The 15,442-nt window shown below is 43.4% G+C and carries 14 protein-coding genes; 11 read left to right on the forward strand and 3 right to left on the reverse strand.

Annotated elements, in window-relative coordinates:
- Positions 1-69: 69 nt before the first annotated feature.
- Together D0T66_RS09175 and D0T66_RS09180 are read left to right on the forward strand one after the other, a co-directional pair.
- Complete coding sequence (locus D0T66_RS09175; protein ID WP_163356988.1) at positions 70-345, forward strand: HU family DNA-binding protein; 276 nt, start codon at positions 70-72, stop codon at positions 343-345.
- A 309-nt stretch (positions 346-654) separates the two neighbouring features.
- The gene (locus D0T66_RS09180; RefSeq protein WP_163356989.1) at positions 655-2,232 is read left to right on the forward strand and encodes an Rne/Rng family ribonuclease; all 1,578 of its coding nucleotides are present in this window, start codon (positions 655-657) and stop codon (positions 2,230-2,232) included.
- Positions 2,233-2,304: 72 nt separating this feature from the next.
- Here D0T66_RS09180 and D0T66_RS09185 read toward each other — a convergent pair whose 3' ends face one another.
- Positions 2,305-2,817: a hypothetical protein gene (locus D0T66_RS09185; RefSeq protein WP_163356990.1), complete on the reverse strand. Its 513-nt coding sequence runs from the start codon at positions 2,815-2,817 to the stop codon at positions 2,305-2,307.
- Positions 2,818-2,821: 4 nt separating this feature from the next.
- Positions 2,822-3,829, reverse strand: coding sequence for a hypothetical protein (locus D0T66_RS09190; RefSeq protein ID WP_163356991.1), 1,008 nt, complete (start codon positions 3,827-3,829; stop codon positions 2,822-2,824).
- Between the two features lie 159 nt (positions 3,830-3,988).
- Here D0T66_RS09190 and D0T66_RS09195 point away from each other — a divergent pair, with 159 nt between their 5' ends.
- From D0T66_RS09195 to D0T66_RS09215, 5 genes are read left to right on the forward strand one after another with little or no spacing between them, the layout of a single operon-like run.
- Positions 3,989-4,393, forward strand: coding sequence for a hypothetical protein (locus D0T66_RS09195; protein ID WP_163356992.1), 405 nt, complete (start codon positions 3,989-3,991; stop codon positions 4,391-4,393).
- Between the two features lie 30 nt (positions 4,394-4,423).
- Positions 4,424-4,870 carry a YhcH/YjgK/YiaL family protein gene (locus tag D0T66_RS09200; RefSeq protein ID WP_163356993.1) on the forward strand — a complete coding sequence of 149 codons (447 nt, stop codon included), beginning with the start codon at positions 4,424-4,426 and terminating at the stop codon, positions 4,868-4,870.
- Between the two features lie 21 nt (positions 4,871-4,891).
- Positions 4,892-6,898 (forward strand): alpha-amylase family glycosyl hydrolase, encoded by a 2,007-nt coding sequence (locus tag D0T66_RS09205; RefSeq protein ID WP_163356994.1) that lies wholly within the window; start codon positions 4,892-4,894, stop codon positions 6,896-6,898.
- Between the two features lie 4 nt (positions 6,899-6,902).
- Entirely contained in the window at positions 6,903-7,574 is a 672-nt protein-coding gene (locus tag D0T66_RS09210; RefSeq protein WP_163356995.1) for a hypothetical protein, read from the forward strand.
- Positions 7,575-7,612: 38 nt separating this feature from the next.
- Positions 7,613-8,284, forward strand: a complete 672-nt coding sequence (locus D0T66_RS09215; RefSeq protein ID WP_163356996.1) for a hypothetical protein — start codon at positions 7,613-7,615, stop codon at positions 8,282-8,284.
- A 256-nt stretch (positions 8,285-8,540) separates the two neighbouring features.
- On the opposite strand, the gene D0T66_RS09220 is transcribed toward D0T66_RS09215, so the two are convergent.
- On the reverse strand, positions 8,541-9,404 hold the full coding sequence (locus D0T66_RS09220) for a hypothetical protein (protein ID WP_163356997.1): 864 nt from the start codon (positions 9,402-9,404) through the stop codon (positions 8,541-8,543).
- Between the two features lie 177 nt (positions 9,405-9,581).
- On the opposite strand from D0T66_RS09220, the gene D0T66_RS09225 reads away from it, so the two are divergent.
- The 4 genes from D0T66_RS09225 (at position 9,582) to D0T66_RS09240 (ending at position 15,192) form a co-directional block, all read left to right on the forward strand.
- Positions 9,582-10,556, forward strand: coding sequence for a type I phosphomannose isomerase catalytic subunit (locus tag D0T66_RS09225; RefSeq protein WP_163356998.1), 975 nt, complete (start codon positions 9,582-9,584; stop codon positions 10,554-10,556).
- Between the two features lie 94 nt (positions 10,557-10,650).
- Entirely contained in the window at positions 10,651-11,613 is a 963-nt protein-coding gene (gene hemH / locus D0T66_RS09230; RefSeq protein ID WP_163356999.1) for a ferrochelatase, read from the forward strand.
- A 12-nt stretch (positions 11,614-11,625) separates the two neighbouring features.
- Positions 11,626-12,786, forward strand: a complete 1,161-nt coding sequence (locus tag D0T66_RS09235) for a glycosyltransferase (RefSeq protein ID WP_163357000.1) — start codon at positions 11,626-11,628, stop codon at positions 12,784-12,786.
- Between the two features lie 1,134 nt (positions 12,787-13,920).
- Positions 13,921-15,192 (forward strand): FISUMP domain-containing protein, encoded by a 1,272-nt coding sequence (locus tag D0T66_RS09240; RefSeq protein ID WP_163357001.1) that lies wholly within the window; start codon positions 13,921-13,923, stop codon positions 15,190-15,192.
- Positions 15,193-15,442 lie beyond the last annotated feature (250 nt).

Consider the following 15,442-nt stretch of genomic DNA (forward strand, 5'->3'; position numbering starts at 1 on the left):
TGAATAAAAAAGCTATATATTTGCAGTCCAAAAAATTAATTAAACAGAACTTAAAAAAATAGAAACAAAATGACAAAAGCGGATATCGTTAATGAGATCTCGAAAACAACGGGCATAGACAAGGCCACAGTATTGAGAACAGTTGAAACTTTTATGGATGTCGTAAAAGATTCTTTGAGCAAAAATGAAAATGTATACCTTAGAGGATTCGGTAGCTTTATCGTGAAAACTCGCGCACAAAAGACTGCACGCAACATCTCTAAAAATACAACTATCATCATTCCGGCTCACAATATCCCGGCATTCAAACCGGCTAAAACTTTCGTTACTCAAGTAAGAAAGTAATTGACTGTTTTTAACGGATCCAATCGATTTTAAACAATATAAATCAAAATATTATGCCAAGCGGAAAAAAAAGAAAAAGACATAAAATGTCTACACATAAACGTAAGAAAAGACTTAGAAAAAATAGACACAAAAAGAAAAAATAAGTAACGTCTGTTTTTTCCGGGAATGAAAAAGTATGAGAACAAACTTATAAAATTTCTTTTTTTGATATTTTAGGGTTTGTTCTTACTGTTTTTTGGAAGGAAAGGATATTTATTTATCCTTTGCCACAATGCTCTTTGAAAAATTTATTTAATACATAATGTTATGAATAGCGAACTAATTGTCAATGTTCAGCCCGACGAAGTGTCGATAGCTGTGCTTGCCGACCGCAAACTAGTCGAATTGCAACGCGAAGGCCGGGACGTTTCGTACGCGGTGGGCAACATTTATGCCGGTAAGGTCAAAAAACTGATGCCGGGACTGAATGCTGCATTCGTAGACATAGGATACAAAAAGGACGCATTTCTTCATTATTTGGATCTCGGACCACAATACAAGTCGGTAGACAAATTTTACAAACAAGCCTTAGCCGACAAAAAGAAGTTTCCGAATATCTCCAAAATGGCGCTCGAACCCGATATCGAAAAGAATGGTTCGATCAGCGACGTACTCAAAGTGGGGCAGGAGATATTGGTGCAGGTAGCTAAAGAGCCTATTTCGACCAAAGGGCCGCGCCTGACATCCGAACTTTCTTTTGCCGGACGATTTCTTGTACTTATTCCATTTAACGACAAAGTATCGGTATCACAAAAAATTAAATCCAGAGAAGAACGTATCAGGCTGAAACAGCTGATACAGAGTATTAAACCTAAAAACTTCGGCGTGATTGTACGTACTGTTGCCGAAGGAAAAAAGGTGATAGAACTGGATACTGAACTGAAAGCCTTAGTGAAACGATGGGATGATAATATGCCCAAGATACAAAAGGTGAACAAGCTTCCAACGCTTGTGTATGAAGAGACAGGAAGGGTGGTAGCCCTGCTGAGGGATATATTCAGTCCTTCGTTTCAAGCGATACACGTCAACGATAAGGAGACGATGGAACAGATCAAAGATTACATTACCATCATCGCGCCGGAGAAGCGGAATGTTGTGAAACTCTACAGCGGTGATATTTCTATCTTTGATAATTTCGGAATAACCAAACAGACGAAAGCACTCTTCGGAAGAACAGTAACTTTCCGTAATGGGGCTTACCTTATCATTGAACACACCGAGGCTTTGCATGTAATTGATGTGAATAGTGGAAACCGTTCGAAAAATCCCGAAGCAGGACAGGAAAACAATGCCTTCGAGGTGAATTGTGCTGCTGCCGACGAGATTGCCCGCCAGCTAAGATTGAGAGATATGGGGGGGATTATTGTTATCGACTTTATCGACATGACCAAAAACGAGCATCGCGCCGCCCTGCTGACCAAAATGCAGGAGGCAATGACCGAAGACCGGGCAAAACATAATATTTTGCCGCTGAGTAAATTCGGATTGATGCAGATTACGCGTCAACGTGTCCGTCCCGAAATGGAAATCTCGACAACGGAAACTTGTCCGACATGCTTTGGCAAGGGAGAAATGAGACCATCTATTTTGTTTACCGATTCCTTACGGTCGAAGATAAGCTATCTGGTAAACGATCTGAAAGTGAAGAAATTTACATTGCGCGTGCATCCTTATGTAGCAGCGTTTATCAATCAGGGAATCTTTTCGCTCAAATTTAAATGGAGATGGCGTTATGGCCGTGGGGTAAAAATTGTCCCCGATCAAGGCTTGGCTTATCTCGAATATCATTTTTATGATGAGCAGGGAGAGGAACTGGATATGAAACAAAAATACGAAGTGAAATAATGAAAGCGGGAAATCTGAAAGGGTTTCCCGCTTTTGTTTTTTTATGGTGGTGATATGCAATATCAAGATATATTATCTTTGTAGCTCTTGATAATATCTCATTCTTTCAGTAATCTTAAGTATACTATCATTTTTGGCAATTACACTTATACTATCTAAGCATAATATAGAGGGTTCTCCACTTGGCATTTCAAATTGCAAAGAGTTAGATGTGTCATCTATCTCAATTAAAAAACTGCCCGTGTTACCGGTAGATTTGATATCCGGATTTGAGTGATGGTAGTTCAATAGATATTTCTTTATTTCCATATATAATGAATCATCTATAAATGCTATATTTTGAGGTCTGTAACCAATGCCATTTACAAAAAGAGCATATATTGAAAAAAGCTCATAATCTTTATATTTCAGATAGGTTGTATCATTATTGGTTGCAATAATAAAAGGGTCGATTGGTTTATCCTGTTCCCCAATATGTAAAAAAACAATATGCCCAGCGCATTCTTCATCCGAGATAGCAGTATTATGACCACCACAAGAGGATAAAAAGAACAGGATAATAATTACAGGTATCAGTGCTTTCATCTTTTTATTTTTTATCTACCGCCAGCAATTTCAGATTCTTATCCAATACGATAGAGAGGTTGAATTTTACAGTCTCTTGTTTCTTTTTGCGGTCTTTGTAAACGATTTTCTTGCTTACGGCGATGTCTATAGCGTAAGCTCCGCTGCTGTCTTTGGTCACTTTCGCCGAAGCAGTCTGAGGCGTATACGTTACCGTCTTGATGCCGTTCTTGTTGATAGTATTTCTCAAATCTTCGGTAACGAACATCGGGGTTTTATCCTTTTGTCCCAGATAGTCGACTTTGGCGTTCATCAACGTCCGCGATTTGGTATATTGGTATGTCGACAGCAATTTTGCCAGCTCGTTGATGCGCGACCGTACCCGGGTTAACTCATTGCCCGATACGGTTTTTATCTTCTCTGCCTTCTTCGATTCTTCGAGCGCCTTTTCTTCGAGTGCTTTGTTGGCAGCCACTTGGGCTAATGAGTCCAGACGGGCAGCTTCCTGTTCGGCAAGAGTTTTTAGTTCCACCATCTTGTCGGAGGCATTTTTAGCGTATAATCCCTGTGGGTATTCTTCCAGATATTTGACATACACATCCTGCGTATTTGTTTCGGCGCAGAGATTCCAGAAAGCCGTTTCTGCCTTCTTCCTTTCCCCAAGGCTCTTCTCCCGCTCCCAGAACATTCCCCCTGTAAATCCTGCAACAGCCAGCAATAGTGCCAGCAACGAAAAACAGACGTATAGCTTCTTATTCGACTTGGTTGGCGGAGTATCGAGGTATTCCTCATCGGAATCTTCTTTTTCCTCTGTTTCTTCTTCCGTAAGGCTTGTTGGCAAAGGCTCATCCTTTTCGGCTTCGGGCGAAGGGGTAGGCTCTTCTTCTTCGGGGGGCAATATCGGTTCGGACTGGCTTTCCGGCCGGGCTTCGTCATTGAAAAACAGTTGGTCATTTGCCAGTTGCCGGCAATCTCCACAGAATGTTTCGTCGTCTTTCAGGCTCTTACCGCAAAGCGGGCAAATTCTTGTCATATCCATATTGTTAAAACCCCTTTTTACAAAGATAGTTCTTTTAGGCAAAGAAAAAAACTGTATTAATTTTCATGCACTTATGCTACGTATTTCGATAAATTTTACTAAACTTGTAGAAACCTATTTTTACAGGTCACGATTAGACAGAAGATTCAAGTTATGAAAAAATCCGTATTATTTACCTCCATCTTGTTATGTTCGTTTTTGTTTTTCACACATTGCTCGACAAAATCTGCTGACCAGCAGTTGCTCGAAGCTATGCAGCGGGAAGCCGCTACCGTGAATGCGCAATGCCCTGTGGTAGACGGAAGCCTGATTCTCGACAGCTGTTCGGTATCGTCAGACAAAGCGTTCAATTACCACTATACGATGACAGATACTTCGATAGCTTCCGACACGGCCGCAATAGCATCCGAAAACAAAAAGATTATGCTGGGCGTCATCAACAACAATCCGGCAATGAACGAATACAAGCAATTGGGTGTTTCTTTTGTATACCGTTTCGGCGACAAGGCAGGAAATAATGTTTATAGTTTCCGCATAACTCCCGAAGATTATCAATAATTTTTTTAATCGTACTCAATAACAGATGTTATGATAATAGACAGCTTAAAAAATACAAAACCATACGAACATATTCATCCGCTCATCAAGAAAGCGTTTGACTATATCAAATCCGTAGATTTTTCTATTACTCCCGTCGGGCGTATCGAACTCGAAGGCGACCGCTTGTATATCATGGTGAGCGACAGCGACCTGAAAACGGAAACGGAAGCCAAACTCGAAGTGCACAACGAATATATCGACATCCAGATACCGGTGAGCAAGCCCGAACGTTTCGGGTGGTCTTCGCGGGCAGCGTTGACCGAGCCGATAGGCGCATTCGATACGAATAAGGATATTCTCTTTTTCGAGGATAAGCCCGAAAGCTATATTACCGTATCTCCGGGGAAATTCCTCATCTTCTTTACAGGCGATGCACACGCGCCCTGTATCGGTACGGGCAGCATCCGCAAGGCTGTTGTCAAAATAAAATTATAAACATTAACACCTTAATATCTCATGCTGAAACTGATAAAAAACGATCCCTGGCTCAAACCTTATGCCGAGGCAATAGAAGGACGACACAATTACGTGCTGAAAAAAGAAAACGATTTGACCGGGGACGGGAAAATCTCTCTCTCCGACTTTGCCGGCGGACACCTATACTTCGGGCTGCATAAGACGGCTAAGAACTGGGTTTTCCGCGAGTGGGCGCCTAATGCAACCGAGATATACCTGATTGGCGACTTCAACGGTTGGCAGCGCGACGAGAAGTTCCTGCTGAAACGTATCGAAAACGGACAATGGGAATTGAAACTTCCGCTGAAAGCCATTAAGCATGGCGACCTGTTCAAGATGTACGTCCGTTGGGATGGTGGCGAAGGCGAACGCATTCCGGCATGGGCAACCCGTGTGGTGCAGGACGATCAGACAAAGATATTCAGCGCGCAGGTATGGGATCCGGCAGAACCGTACCAATTCAAGAAAAGCAAATTCAAACCGAATGTAGATCCCCTGCTCATTTATGAGTGCCATATCGGTATGGCGACGGAAGAATACCGCGTGGGGACATATAACGAATTCCGGCAGAACGTTCTGCCCCGCATCAAAGAGGACGGCTACAATGCCATTCAGATTATGGCGATACAAGAGCACCCGTATTACGGATCGTTCGGGTATCACGTATCCAGTTTCTTTGCGCCCTCTTCCCGCTATGGTACGCCCGACGAGCTGAAACAGCTTATCGATGAGGCTCACCAGCTGGGAATAGCCGTGATAATGGATATTGTACATTCGCATGCCGTGAAAAACGAAGTCGAAGGACTTGGACGTTTAGATGGTTCGTACGACCTCTACTTCCATGGCGGCGAACGTCGCGAACATAAACTGTGGGATTCGCTCACATTCAACTATGGCAAAAATGAAGTAGTGCATTTCCTGCTCTCTAACTGTAAATATTGGATGGAAGAATTCCGCTTCGACGGATTCCGCTTCGACGGGGTAACTTCTATGCTCTATTACAGCCACGGTTTAGGGGATAATTTCACCGGCTACGACGACTATTACAACGGAAACGAAGACGACGATGCCATTGCCTATCTCACACTGGCTAACAAGCTGATTCACGAAGTCAATCCGCATGCCATCACCATTGCCGAGGAAGTAAGCGGCATGCCCGGACTGGCGGCTAAGATAAAAGACGGAGGCTATGGTTTCGACTACCGCATGGCCATGAATGTCCCCGATTATTGGATAAAGCTGATAAAGGAACGCAAAGACGAAGACTGGCATCCGACTGGCATTTTCTGGGAGCTGACCAACCGCCGCGAAGACGAAAAAACAATCTCTTATGCCGAGAGCCACGATCAGGCATTGGTAGGAGATAAGACGATTATTTTCCGCTTGATAGACGCCGATATGTATTGGTTTATGTCACGTTTGGGCGAAAGCTCCTATTCGGTGGATAGAGGTATCGCTTTGCACAAAATGATTCGCTTGATTACGCTGACAACGATAAACGGCGGCTATCTGAACTTTATGGGAAATGAATTCGGGCATCCCGAATGGATTGATTTTCCGCGCGAAGGAAATGGCTGGTCGTACCAATATGCACGCCGCCAGTGGAATCTGGCCGATGACGAGAACCTTAAATACAAATATCTGGGCGATTTTGATAAGGCGATGATAAACCTTGTCAGCCATGTCCGAAAATTTCAGAAAACACCCGTTATACGCCTGTGGGATAAGGACGAAGATCAGGTCTTGTCTTATATGCGGGGCGATTACATCTTCGTATTCAATTTCAATCCGTGGCAATCGTTCTTCGACTACGGCTTCCTCGCCCCCGAAGGGAAGTATGAAGTGGTGTTGAATACCGATAACAGTGCCTTCGGAGGAAATAGCCTGTCGGACGATAGCATCCCGCATTTTACCCATTACGACGGATTGTACCACAAAGATGGCAAAGGCTGGCTCAAATTGTACCTTCCTGCCCGCACGGCTTTTGTGTTGAAGAAAGTGGAGTAAAAAGATGAAGTATATTTTCTTTTTGCCGATCATTATTTTGATTGTCTACCCTTTAATCGGGCTATGGCTTGTCAACTTAACTGAGCGTAAACCGAAGGCAAAAAAAAGATTACTTGTTGTGCTGTTTTCAGTCTCTTTTTTTGGTATAGCAGGTTTTCTGACGGGTATTTCTACAATATCACTTTTGGTTGACCTTTTATTCCTTTCGGCTTTATATATGGTCATTCCCGTATTATTGTGGAAAATATCATATTCCAAAAAGAAGTGGCTGGGGATATTGGGCATTCTAAGCTTTGTCGGGTTCTATATCGTTTCTTTCTTTGTCGGCTTTGTCGCCCTTATTGCAATGGTAGCAGGGAATTATATTCCCGACCTGGACAGAAAAATAAATGGTGGGTATTCATATAAAGAAACTCATTTAGGAGCAGCCGTTTCCAATTATCGGGGCAGGCGTATAGAGATTTATAAGACAATCCCCTTTCTGCCATTTCTGGAGAGAAAGGTTGCAGAGAAAGAATATTATACTAATTCTTCTTTTTCAGATAGTTTTCCTTTGTCTGAAGATATGATAATAGAATATGATGCCCGGAGAGAAGAATTTCATCTATCGGTATCTCCGGAAGATAAAGAATCGGAATATTCGAACTGGAAGGATACGATTCCTTTACATAAATAGTATTTGACCTTTTCAGGGACATCAAAATAAATAGAAATATGTCGGAAGTCGGCACTATATGGTGGTTTGTTGTATTGCTTTTTTATCCTTTGTTGGGGATATTTCTGGCTAAGATAATGCAATCGAAACCCGTAATACGGAAGATTGTTCCGGTTGTCTTAGCTGCCTTGTCTGTTCTGGGTATTCTGGGATGTCTGACCGGTATCACGACGACTTCTCTTTTGCTGGATTTCTTTATCCTGTCGTCTCCGTACCTGCTTGTCTTTTGTCTTCTTTGGTGGACGTTTTTTACCAAACGAAACTATGCAAGATGGTTGAGCCTGATAAGCGTGGTTGCTATATCGCTTATCGGCATTGTGTGCGATGTTTTTTTGTATGCCGCGGCAGCAATGGGCGAAAGCATTATGAAAACGACAGACAAGGAAATAAACCCTCCATATTCGTATAAAGAAACGTTTTATATAAAGAACAATATGGGAGGCTCACCTCCCGACTACAGATACCGGATTGAGATATACAAAACAATTCCACATCTGCCTATCCTCGAAAAGAAGATAGCGGAAAGGAATTATAGCGATACACTCCTTTTCAAGAAAAAGAACGAGGTGAAAGTCGAATATAAGCCGGATAAGGAAGTGTTTTATTTATCTGTGCCTCCCGGTGGGCACGATGGCTGGTCAGATGTGATAGTTATTGAAATGTCCTCTTAATTAGATGTCGATTCGATAGTGAATGAATTGTTATAAAAATAGGACTGCTAAATGAATAACAGCCCCATTTTATTATTTAGAATCTTCTCTTTTTTTTACAAAAAATATAATAGCGAATATAATACCAATTATTACGAAATATATTCCAGATGAAATAAGACTGTCATATAATTGTTCTCCAGTGAGTATGTTGATAAGGAAATAGAGTATTGGAGAAAGTATTAAAAAAAATATAAAGAACTTTTTCATATCTCAATTAGAAATATCTATCCCAAATATTATCAAGCATAGCACCAACAGATCCTGCGCAGCCACCAATTAATGCGCCTCCTATTGCCCCAGGTACTGCGCCTACACCACCTACTAATATTCCGCCTAATCCTCCCGCAATTCCGCCTGTTATAGCTCCAGTTACATCACATTTGACTAATCCGTCCATAATCCAATGATCATAAGGATTAGTTGATTTAGTTATGTTTTCCTCTCCTGTTATCGTTTGATACCATAAAGACGCATTTTCACTCCAGTATTTGTGTGATGCACAAGCTACTGATGTCCCAGATAAGAATATGATAAGGTCATTATCAGTTAGCACTTCGAATGCTTCTTCTTCTAATTCTTTAATTTTACTATTAAATTCCGATTCTGGTAATGTATATTGCCCACAAACTTCAAATAATTTTAGAACTAATATATTCAGTTCTTCAGATATATGAAATTCTTCAATAGCTTTTTGTCTATTGTTTGTAAATAGATGGCCAAAGTTCTTATCCACAGAAAAGAAATCTTTAAGAGTATATGAATTAGTCGCAGATTTTAAGATGTTAGATTCTTCTTCTATATTTAAGACTGTACAAGTTTTTGAATATGCAATATCTTTTACATTGTCTTTATTAAAAGAATATTTAGCGTCTTTTAGGCTTTCTAATATTTTGTCCATATTCTCATTGTGCTCTTTTCCAACAATGGCAGTTTTTTCTAAGAAAGCGGTCTTTTCTTCAATTGTTCTTTTGGGTGGAGATGATGGCTCATTCTCAGTGCTACAAGATTGATTGAAAATAAATAAAATAGAAATAATTGTTGATAAGGTAATGAATGCGAAAAGTTTGAAAGTTTTCATAATTGTGTCTTCTTAATATTAATAATTGTGCAAATATATGATTTTTTAAAAAAAAATAGCTGCAAAAGAAAAAAATATAGATTCTGTTTTTGTTTAGGCTTAAATAGGTCTAATTTATCATATATAAAAAATAAGTATCTTTGTTATCTCAAGAAACCAATTTAAATACAAAATCAGATGAAATTATATCCGCTAAAATTTGAACCCATCCTCAAGTCTATTATCTGGGGAGGCGATGAAATATGCCAGTTCAAGGGCATAACACCCGAGCAAAAAGGTATCGGCGAGAGTTGGGAAGTATCAGGTGTCGAAGGCAATATCTCGGTGGTAGCCAATGGCGAACTCAAAGGGCAGCCGCTCGACAAACTGATCGAAGAATATAAAGGGCAGTTGGTCGGTAAGCGTGTCTTTGATGCATTCGGCGCTACTTTTCCGTTGCTGATTAAGTTTATCGATGCCCGCGACGACTTGTCTATTCAGGTGCACCCCGATGACGAACTTGCCAAAAAACGCCATAACTCGTTCGGTAAAACGGAAATGTGGTATGTCGTGAATGCCAGTCAGGGAGCAACCCTTTATTCGGGTTTTGCCAAACAAATGACGCCTGATAGCTATGTGAAAAGCATCGGGGATAATACCTTTATGGATTATCTGAAAAAATATGAGGTGAAGAAAGGCGACGTATTTTTCCTGCCTGCCGGACGTGTACATGCTATCGGCGCGGGAACATTTGTAGCCGAAATTCAGCAGACATCGAATATCACTTATCGCATCTACGATTACAACCGTTTGGGTGTAGACGGCAAACCGCGCGAACTGCACACCGAGGAGGCGAAAGATGCTATCGACTATACGATGCATGACGATTACCGTACGCATTACGAAAAGAAAGAAAACCTGCCGGTAGAACTTGTCGAGTGTAAATACTTCACGACAGATTTACTGGAACTGACCAAAAATCTTTCGCGCGATTATTCGGCAATAGATTCGTTCGTTATCTTTATCTGTATGGGTGGCGCTTGTACGATACGGGACAACAAAGGCAACGAACTGAGCGTTAAACAAGGAGAATCAGTTTTGATTCCTGCCGATACGGAAAATGTAACTATCGAGCCTCAGGGCAATGTGCTTCTACTCGAAACGCATGCCTGATACGCTTATCGGTCAACAGTTATCAGTCAATATTACTCTTTGTTACCCAAGGGGGGATTGCTTTATTCTGAAGTATAAATGATTGCGAAAAACGATGCAAGGAATATTACTGGTAAATACGGGCAGCCCCCGAAGTAAGCATCGCAAAGATGTAGCGGCGTTTGTCACCGCTATGCTTTCCGATCCCTTGCTGATGACTGTGCCCGACTGGTTTCGTCCTATTCTGGTCAAAGGGCTGATTGTCCCTTTCCGCCAGTTTGCATCTGCCCGGAAATATTCGTTAATTTGGGACGAGGAGCATCATGCAGCCCCTTTGCTCTATCATATGCAACAGCTTGCCGCTAAATTGGAGAAGCGGACGGAGATGCCCGTGCGGGTAGCCATGCGCTATGGCGAACCGGATATAGCTTCGGCATTGAAGTCGTTCGAAGAAGCCGGAAGCGATATTCACGAGGTGATTGTTGTGCCGCTGTTTCCTCAATATGCCGAATCGTCGTACCAGACAACGGTGGATGAGATAGGGCGGATTTTTATGGATAAGCCTTATCCTTTCCGCTTGAATTTTATAAAGCCTTATTATAGTCATCCTGCCTATATCGAAGCCCTTTGCAGTAGTTTATCGCCTTTCTTGCAAAAGCGATACGATATGCTTTTGTTCAACTATCACAGCCTCCCGCTTAGCCATGTGGAAAAAGGCTGGAAGAAAGGCAAGGAGTTCGATTATGTGTACCAGTTGAAAGAGACGGTTATGCTCGTGCAGAAGCAGTTGGGGTTGGATATGTTGCATAACAGGATTGTTTTTTCTTCGGCTGTCGGAAGCAAATGGCTGCAACCCTTTCTGGACGAGACGATGAAAGAAATCGCCTCCGAAGGGGTGAAGGATATTCTGATAGTCAGCCCCGGATTTGCCTGCGACAATCTGGAAACACTCTACGATATAAAGATTGCTGCCCGCGAGATTTTTCTCCGCAACGGAGGCAAATCGCTCACCTATGTGCCTTGCCTCAATAGCGAGGATTATTGGATAGACGGGCTAATCAAGATAATAACCCAATAAACTATACAGCCGATGAAGCGGATACTGATATTCAACGATAGCCTCGAGATGGGAGGAACTGAAAAACTCCTTGTCGATTTATTGAATCATCTGGTAGCTAAGGGATGCGAAGTTACGCTTCTTCTGCCACAGCAATCGGAGAAAAATGTCCTTCTTTCGCAGGTCGGTTCAGCCGTGAAAATCCGCTATATATACGCATCTGCCTCTTCGCGGATGAAGCGGAAAATAGGCGAGACTTTGATGGTCTTTTATCCGCGGCTATTCAATTGGCTGAAAGGTATCAAAGCGAGCGATTACGACCATGTTATTTGTTTTAAGGAGACTTTTTATGCCCGCATTTTCAGTAAGATGAAAGTGCCTAAATTGCTCTGGATACACAATATCCTCTATCGCAGGCAGTATGAAATCCGTTCGTTAAAAGAGCGTCTGGCAGTCTGGCTGAATAAGTGGCAATTGCGGACGGTGCAACGTTCGTATGACCGTTTCGATACGGTCGTTTGTGTCTCGCAGGCTGCTCTCAATGCTTATTTGGATGTGTTGCACGACGGCAAAATGCCTAAGCAGGATATCCGTATCATATACAATGCGATAGACCTGTCGCAGATAACGGAAAAGGCGAAAGAGCCGATAGTGCCTCTGCCGCAAAGCCGGACTAATTTTATCCTGATTACGCGCCTTTCACCCGAAAAACGTACCGACCGCCTGTTGCGTGCTGCTGACCGCCTGAAACAGGATGGTTATGATTTTCATGTGTACATCTTGGGGGAAGGATTGGATAGTCCCGAAATGAAGCAAACATTGCAACAGCAAGGTTTGGGCGAGACTGTCTCTTTGCTTGGGCGGGTAGATAATCCGTTTCCTTATATCTTGCAGAGTAACTGGCTGTTGTGCGTCTCGGAACGCGAAAGCTTTTCGCTGACGCTGCTCGAGGCAATGGCTTTGAAAACGCCTGTTATTGCGACCGATTGTGGAGGCCCTGCCGATATTGTGGATGGTGGCAAGTATGGAATTTTGGTTGCCAATAGTGGCGAAGGGGTGTATGAAGGAATGAAATCGGTGCTCGTCGACCCTACGTTGAGCGTCCGTTATAGTGCCCACTTGGATGAGGCGGTCGTCCGTTTCGATTATTCGGGTTGGCATCGGAAAATAGATGAATTATTATCTATTGAGTGAAAAGGTTCTGTTTTTTATTTTGTCGATTCGAAAGAATATAGTTACATTTGCGGTGTTATCACTTCATTATAAGATTGATGAAAGCATTAGAATTATATGCTACTTTTTTAGTCAACTTGCTTTCTACCAGTATGCTTGCTGGTAGCGAAATTCCAACACACACACACACACACACACACGTAATATAACGTTTTCGTGGGATTTATCCAAATTTCCAGATAAGAATTTTTTTAGAAAAAGTTACTTCGCCCTTCGGGCAGTTACTTCGTGCTTTGCACAGTTACGAGTTACAAGGGATAGCTTGCGAACTGCTGCATGGCTTTGCCTCTACTCGTCACTCGTAACTTGTAACTCGTCTACTGAAAAATATGCTTGTGTTAATGTCAGGGGTATTTCCGGCTGCGACAGCCATACCTACCTCCCCCCAGCCCCCTCCACAAGAGGGGGAGCGAGGGGCTGTCTTTCAGTCAGCAGTTATCAGTCAACAGTGAACAAAATTAATGTAGGGGCGAAACATCGTTCGGCGAAGCGTAGGCGAGCCAATAAATATTCGCCCGTGAAAACAGAATATATGCCTGCTCAAGCGGGTATATACGGGGCAATATTTATTGCCCCCTACAAAGCTATAACGAGCTCCCTCGCCTTCGCTCGGGATGACAAAGTTAACAGCAAGCAGTCGACGGATAACAGTCTAATGTTGCCACGTCTTTTAAGGCGTGGGTATAGAGCATATGCCCTAACTATGACTTTAGTCAAAAGGGATTTGGCTAAAGCCCTTTGTATCCTGCTCTTCTTGTCCCTCCACTTAAAAGTGAAGGCAATTAAAAAGGATATACATGTATGTGTGCGCTCGCAAACCGATATATCGGGCGGACACACAGGTCTGCCCCTACACAAAAAACGAAAGAGCTCCCTCGTATCCACTCGGGATGACAATAACCAGCCCCCTTTATCCCCCAGAGGGGGAAATGGGTTTGCACCACCATTCAATAAAAAACGAAAATATATCCTTCCCTTAGCCTCCCCCACGGGGAGGTTTGGTGGGGCTCAATCAAACTTATTATTCACTTCATCTTTTTCTGTTACCCCCTCTATAGGAGGGGGCAGGGGGAGGTGGTTAATTCTTTATATAACATGAAACAGAAAATCTTGACACAGGCTATCATTCTGTTAGCCTTATTCACAACAGCAACCGCCCTGCAAGCGCAGGTGACGATCGGGAGCAGTACACCTCCTCGTGTCGGCGCATTATTAGACCTCACGGAAGGAGCAACGACCACTCACGGATTGAATATGCCACGGGTGGAGTTAATTAAACTGAAGCCCACCAATGGAGCGGAACTGGCGGCATCCATCGGCGGAACAGGCAACTGGATACTGGCTGATCATACGGCACTGGCCGTATACAATACCAAGGCTGACAAATGCGCCATGCCTGAACCTATCTACAAAGGCCTCTATGTTTTCGATGGTGCGGAATGGCAATACTTGGGCAAGAAGCCTGAGCCTTCTCCGGAAGTACATACCTTCACCGACCCACGCGACAACAATACCTACCGTTACCGCAACTTCGGCGCAATAGCCGGCGACTGGATGTTGGAGAACCTGCGCTATATTCCCAAAGCAGCTGATGGCTTCACTGGGTTTACGCATACAGCCGTAGCAGCTCCCGCTCCTTACACTGCTAAATACTGGTGCTACCCATGGAAGGGCGACGGCTCCGCAAACCCACCCTACAATGCTCTGCAAGCAGAAGCCGACTGGGAGCCTCGCATAGGTATCGCCTACAACTGGCCTGCCGCGACTAATGGAGAGAACACTTCGACAGTCGATCAGGGGCAAGTATCGGGTAGCACACCCGGTGCAAATGAGGTGGAAACTGTGAAAGAATCGTCGCTGAACGCAAAAGATGGAAAAATCCGGGGTATTTGCCCTGTCAACTGGCATGTCCCTTCGGATAGAGAATGGAACGAATTGGAAAAAGAACTCTACAACAATGCACACCTGTACAGCCAGTACAAAGACGATGGTAGCGACGATTTCGCACCAACCATCTGGCAGAGCAGTTGGGAGACAATTCCCAGCTGGCGAGGTTCTACCAGCGCTAAAGGCCACGGTGTAGTGATGAAAAGCGAATGCGCTCCCCCTGGCAGTACTCTCGGTTCCCCTGGCGGAAAAAGTCTTTCTGCGGCGCAAGGGGGATTTGATGCTCTGCTTGTAGGCGCCAATGGCTCGGCCGGCACGTTTGGTGAGATTGCACCTTTCTGGTCAGCAAGTGCCGGCGACAACACTCATGGTTGGTGCCGAAGCACCGCGCCCATCTCCATCTCCAGTCTGATCATGCAGGTCGGCCGGATTAAGGCAGGGAAAGTTCCCCTCTACCCAGTTCGCTGCAAGAAAGACTAACCCACCTCCCCCTGCCCCCTCCCATAAGAGGGGGTGAAATAAAAAGTAAATAACTTTATCTATATAATAGCCTCCCCTTGTGGGGGAGGTTGGAGGGGGTGGTGATACAGTTAACAGAGAGCAGTTATCAGTCAACAACATAGACGACACGAGATGCTTCGCCAAAGGCTCAGCATGACAAAAATGCTATGGTAAGAAAATAAAAAGTAACCACAGTAAAAAAATGCTATTTTGCATGTATACCTTTTTC

The organism is Dysgonomonas sp. 25, assembly GCF_010501075.1.
Lineage (GTDB): Bacteria > Bacteroidota > Bacteroidia > Bacteroidales > Dysgonomonadaceae > Dysgonomonas.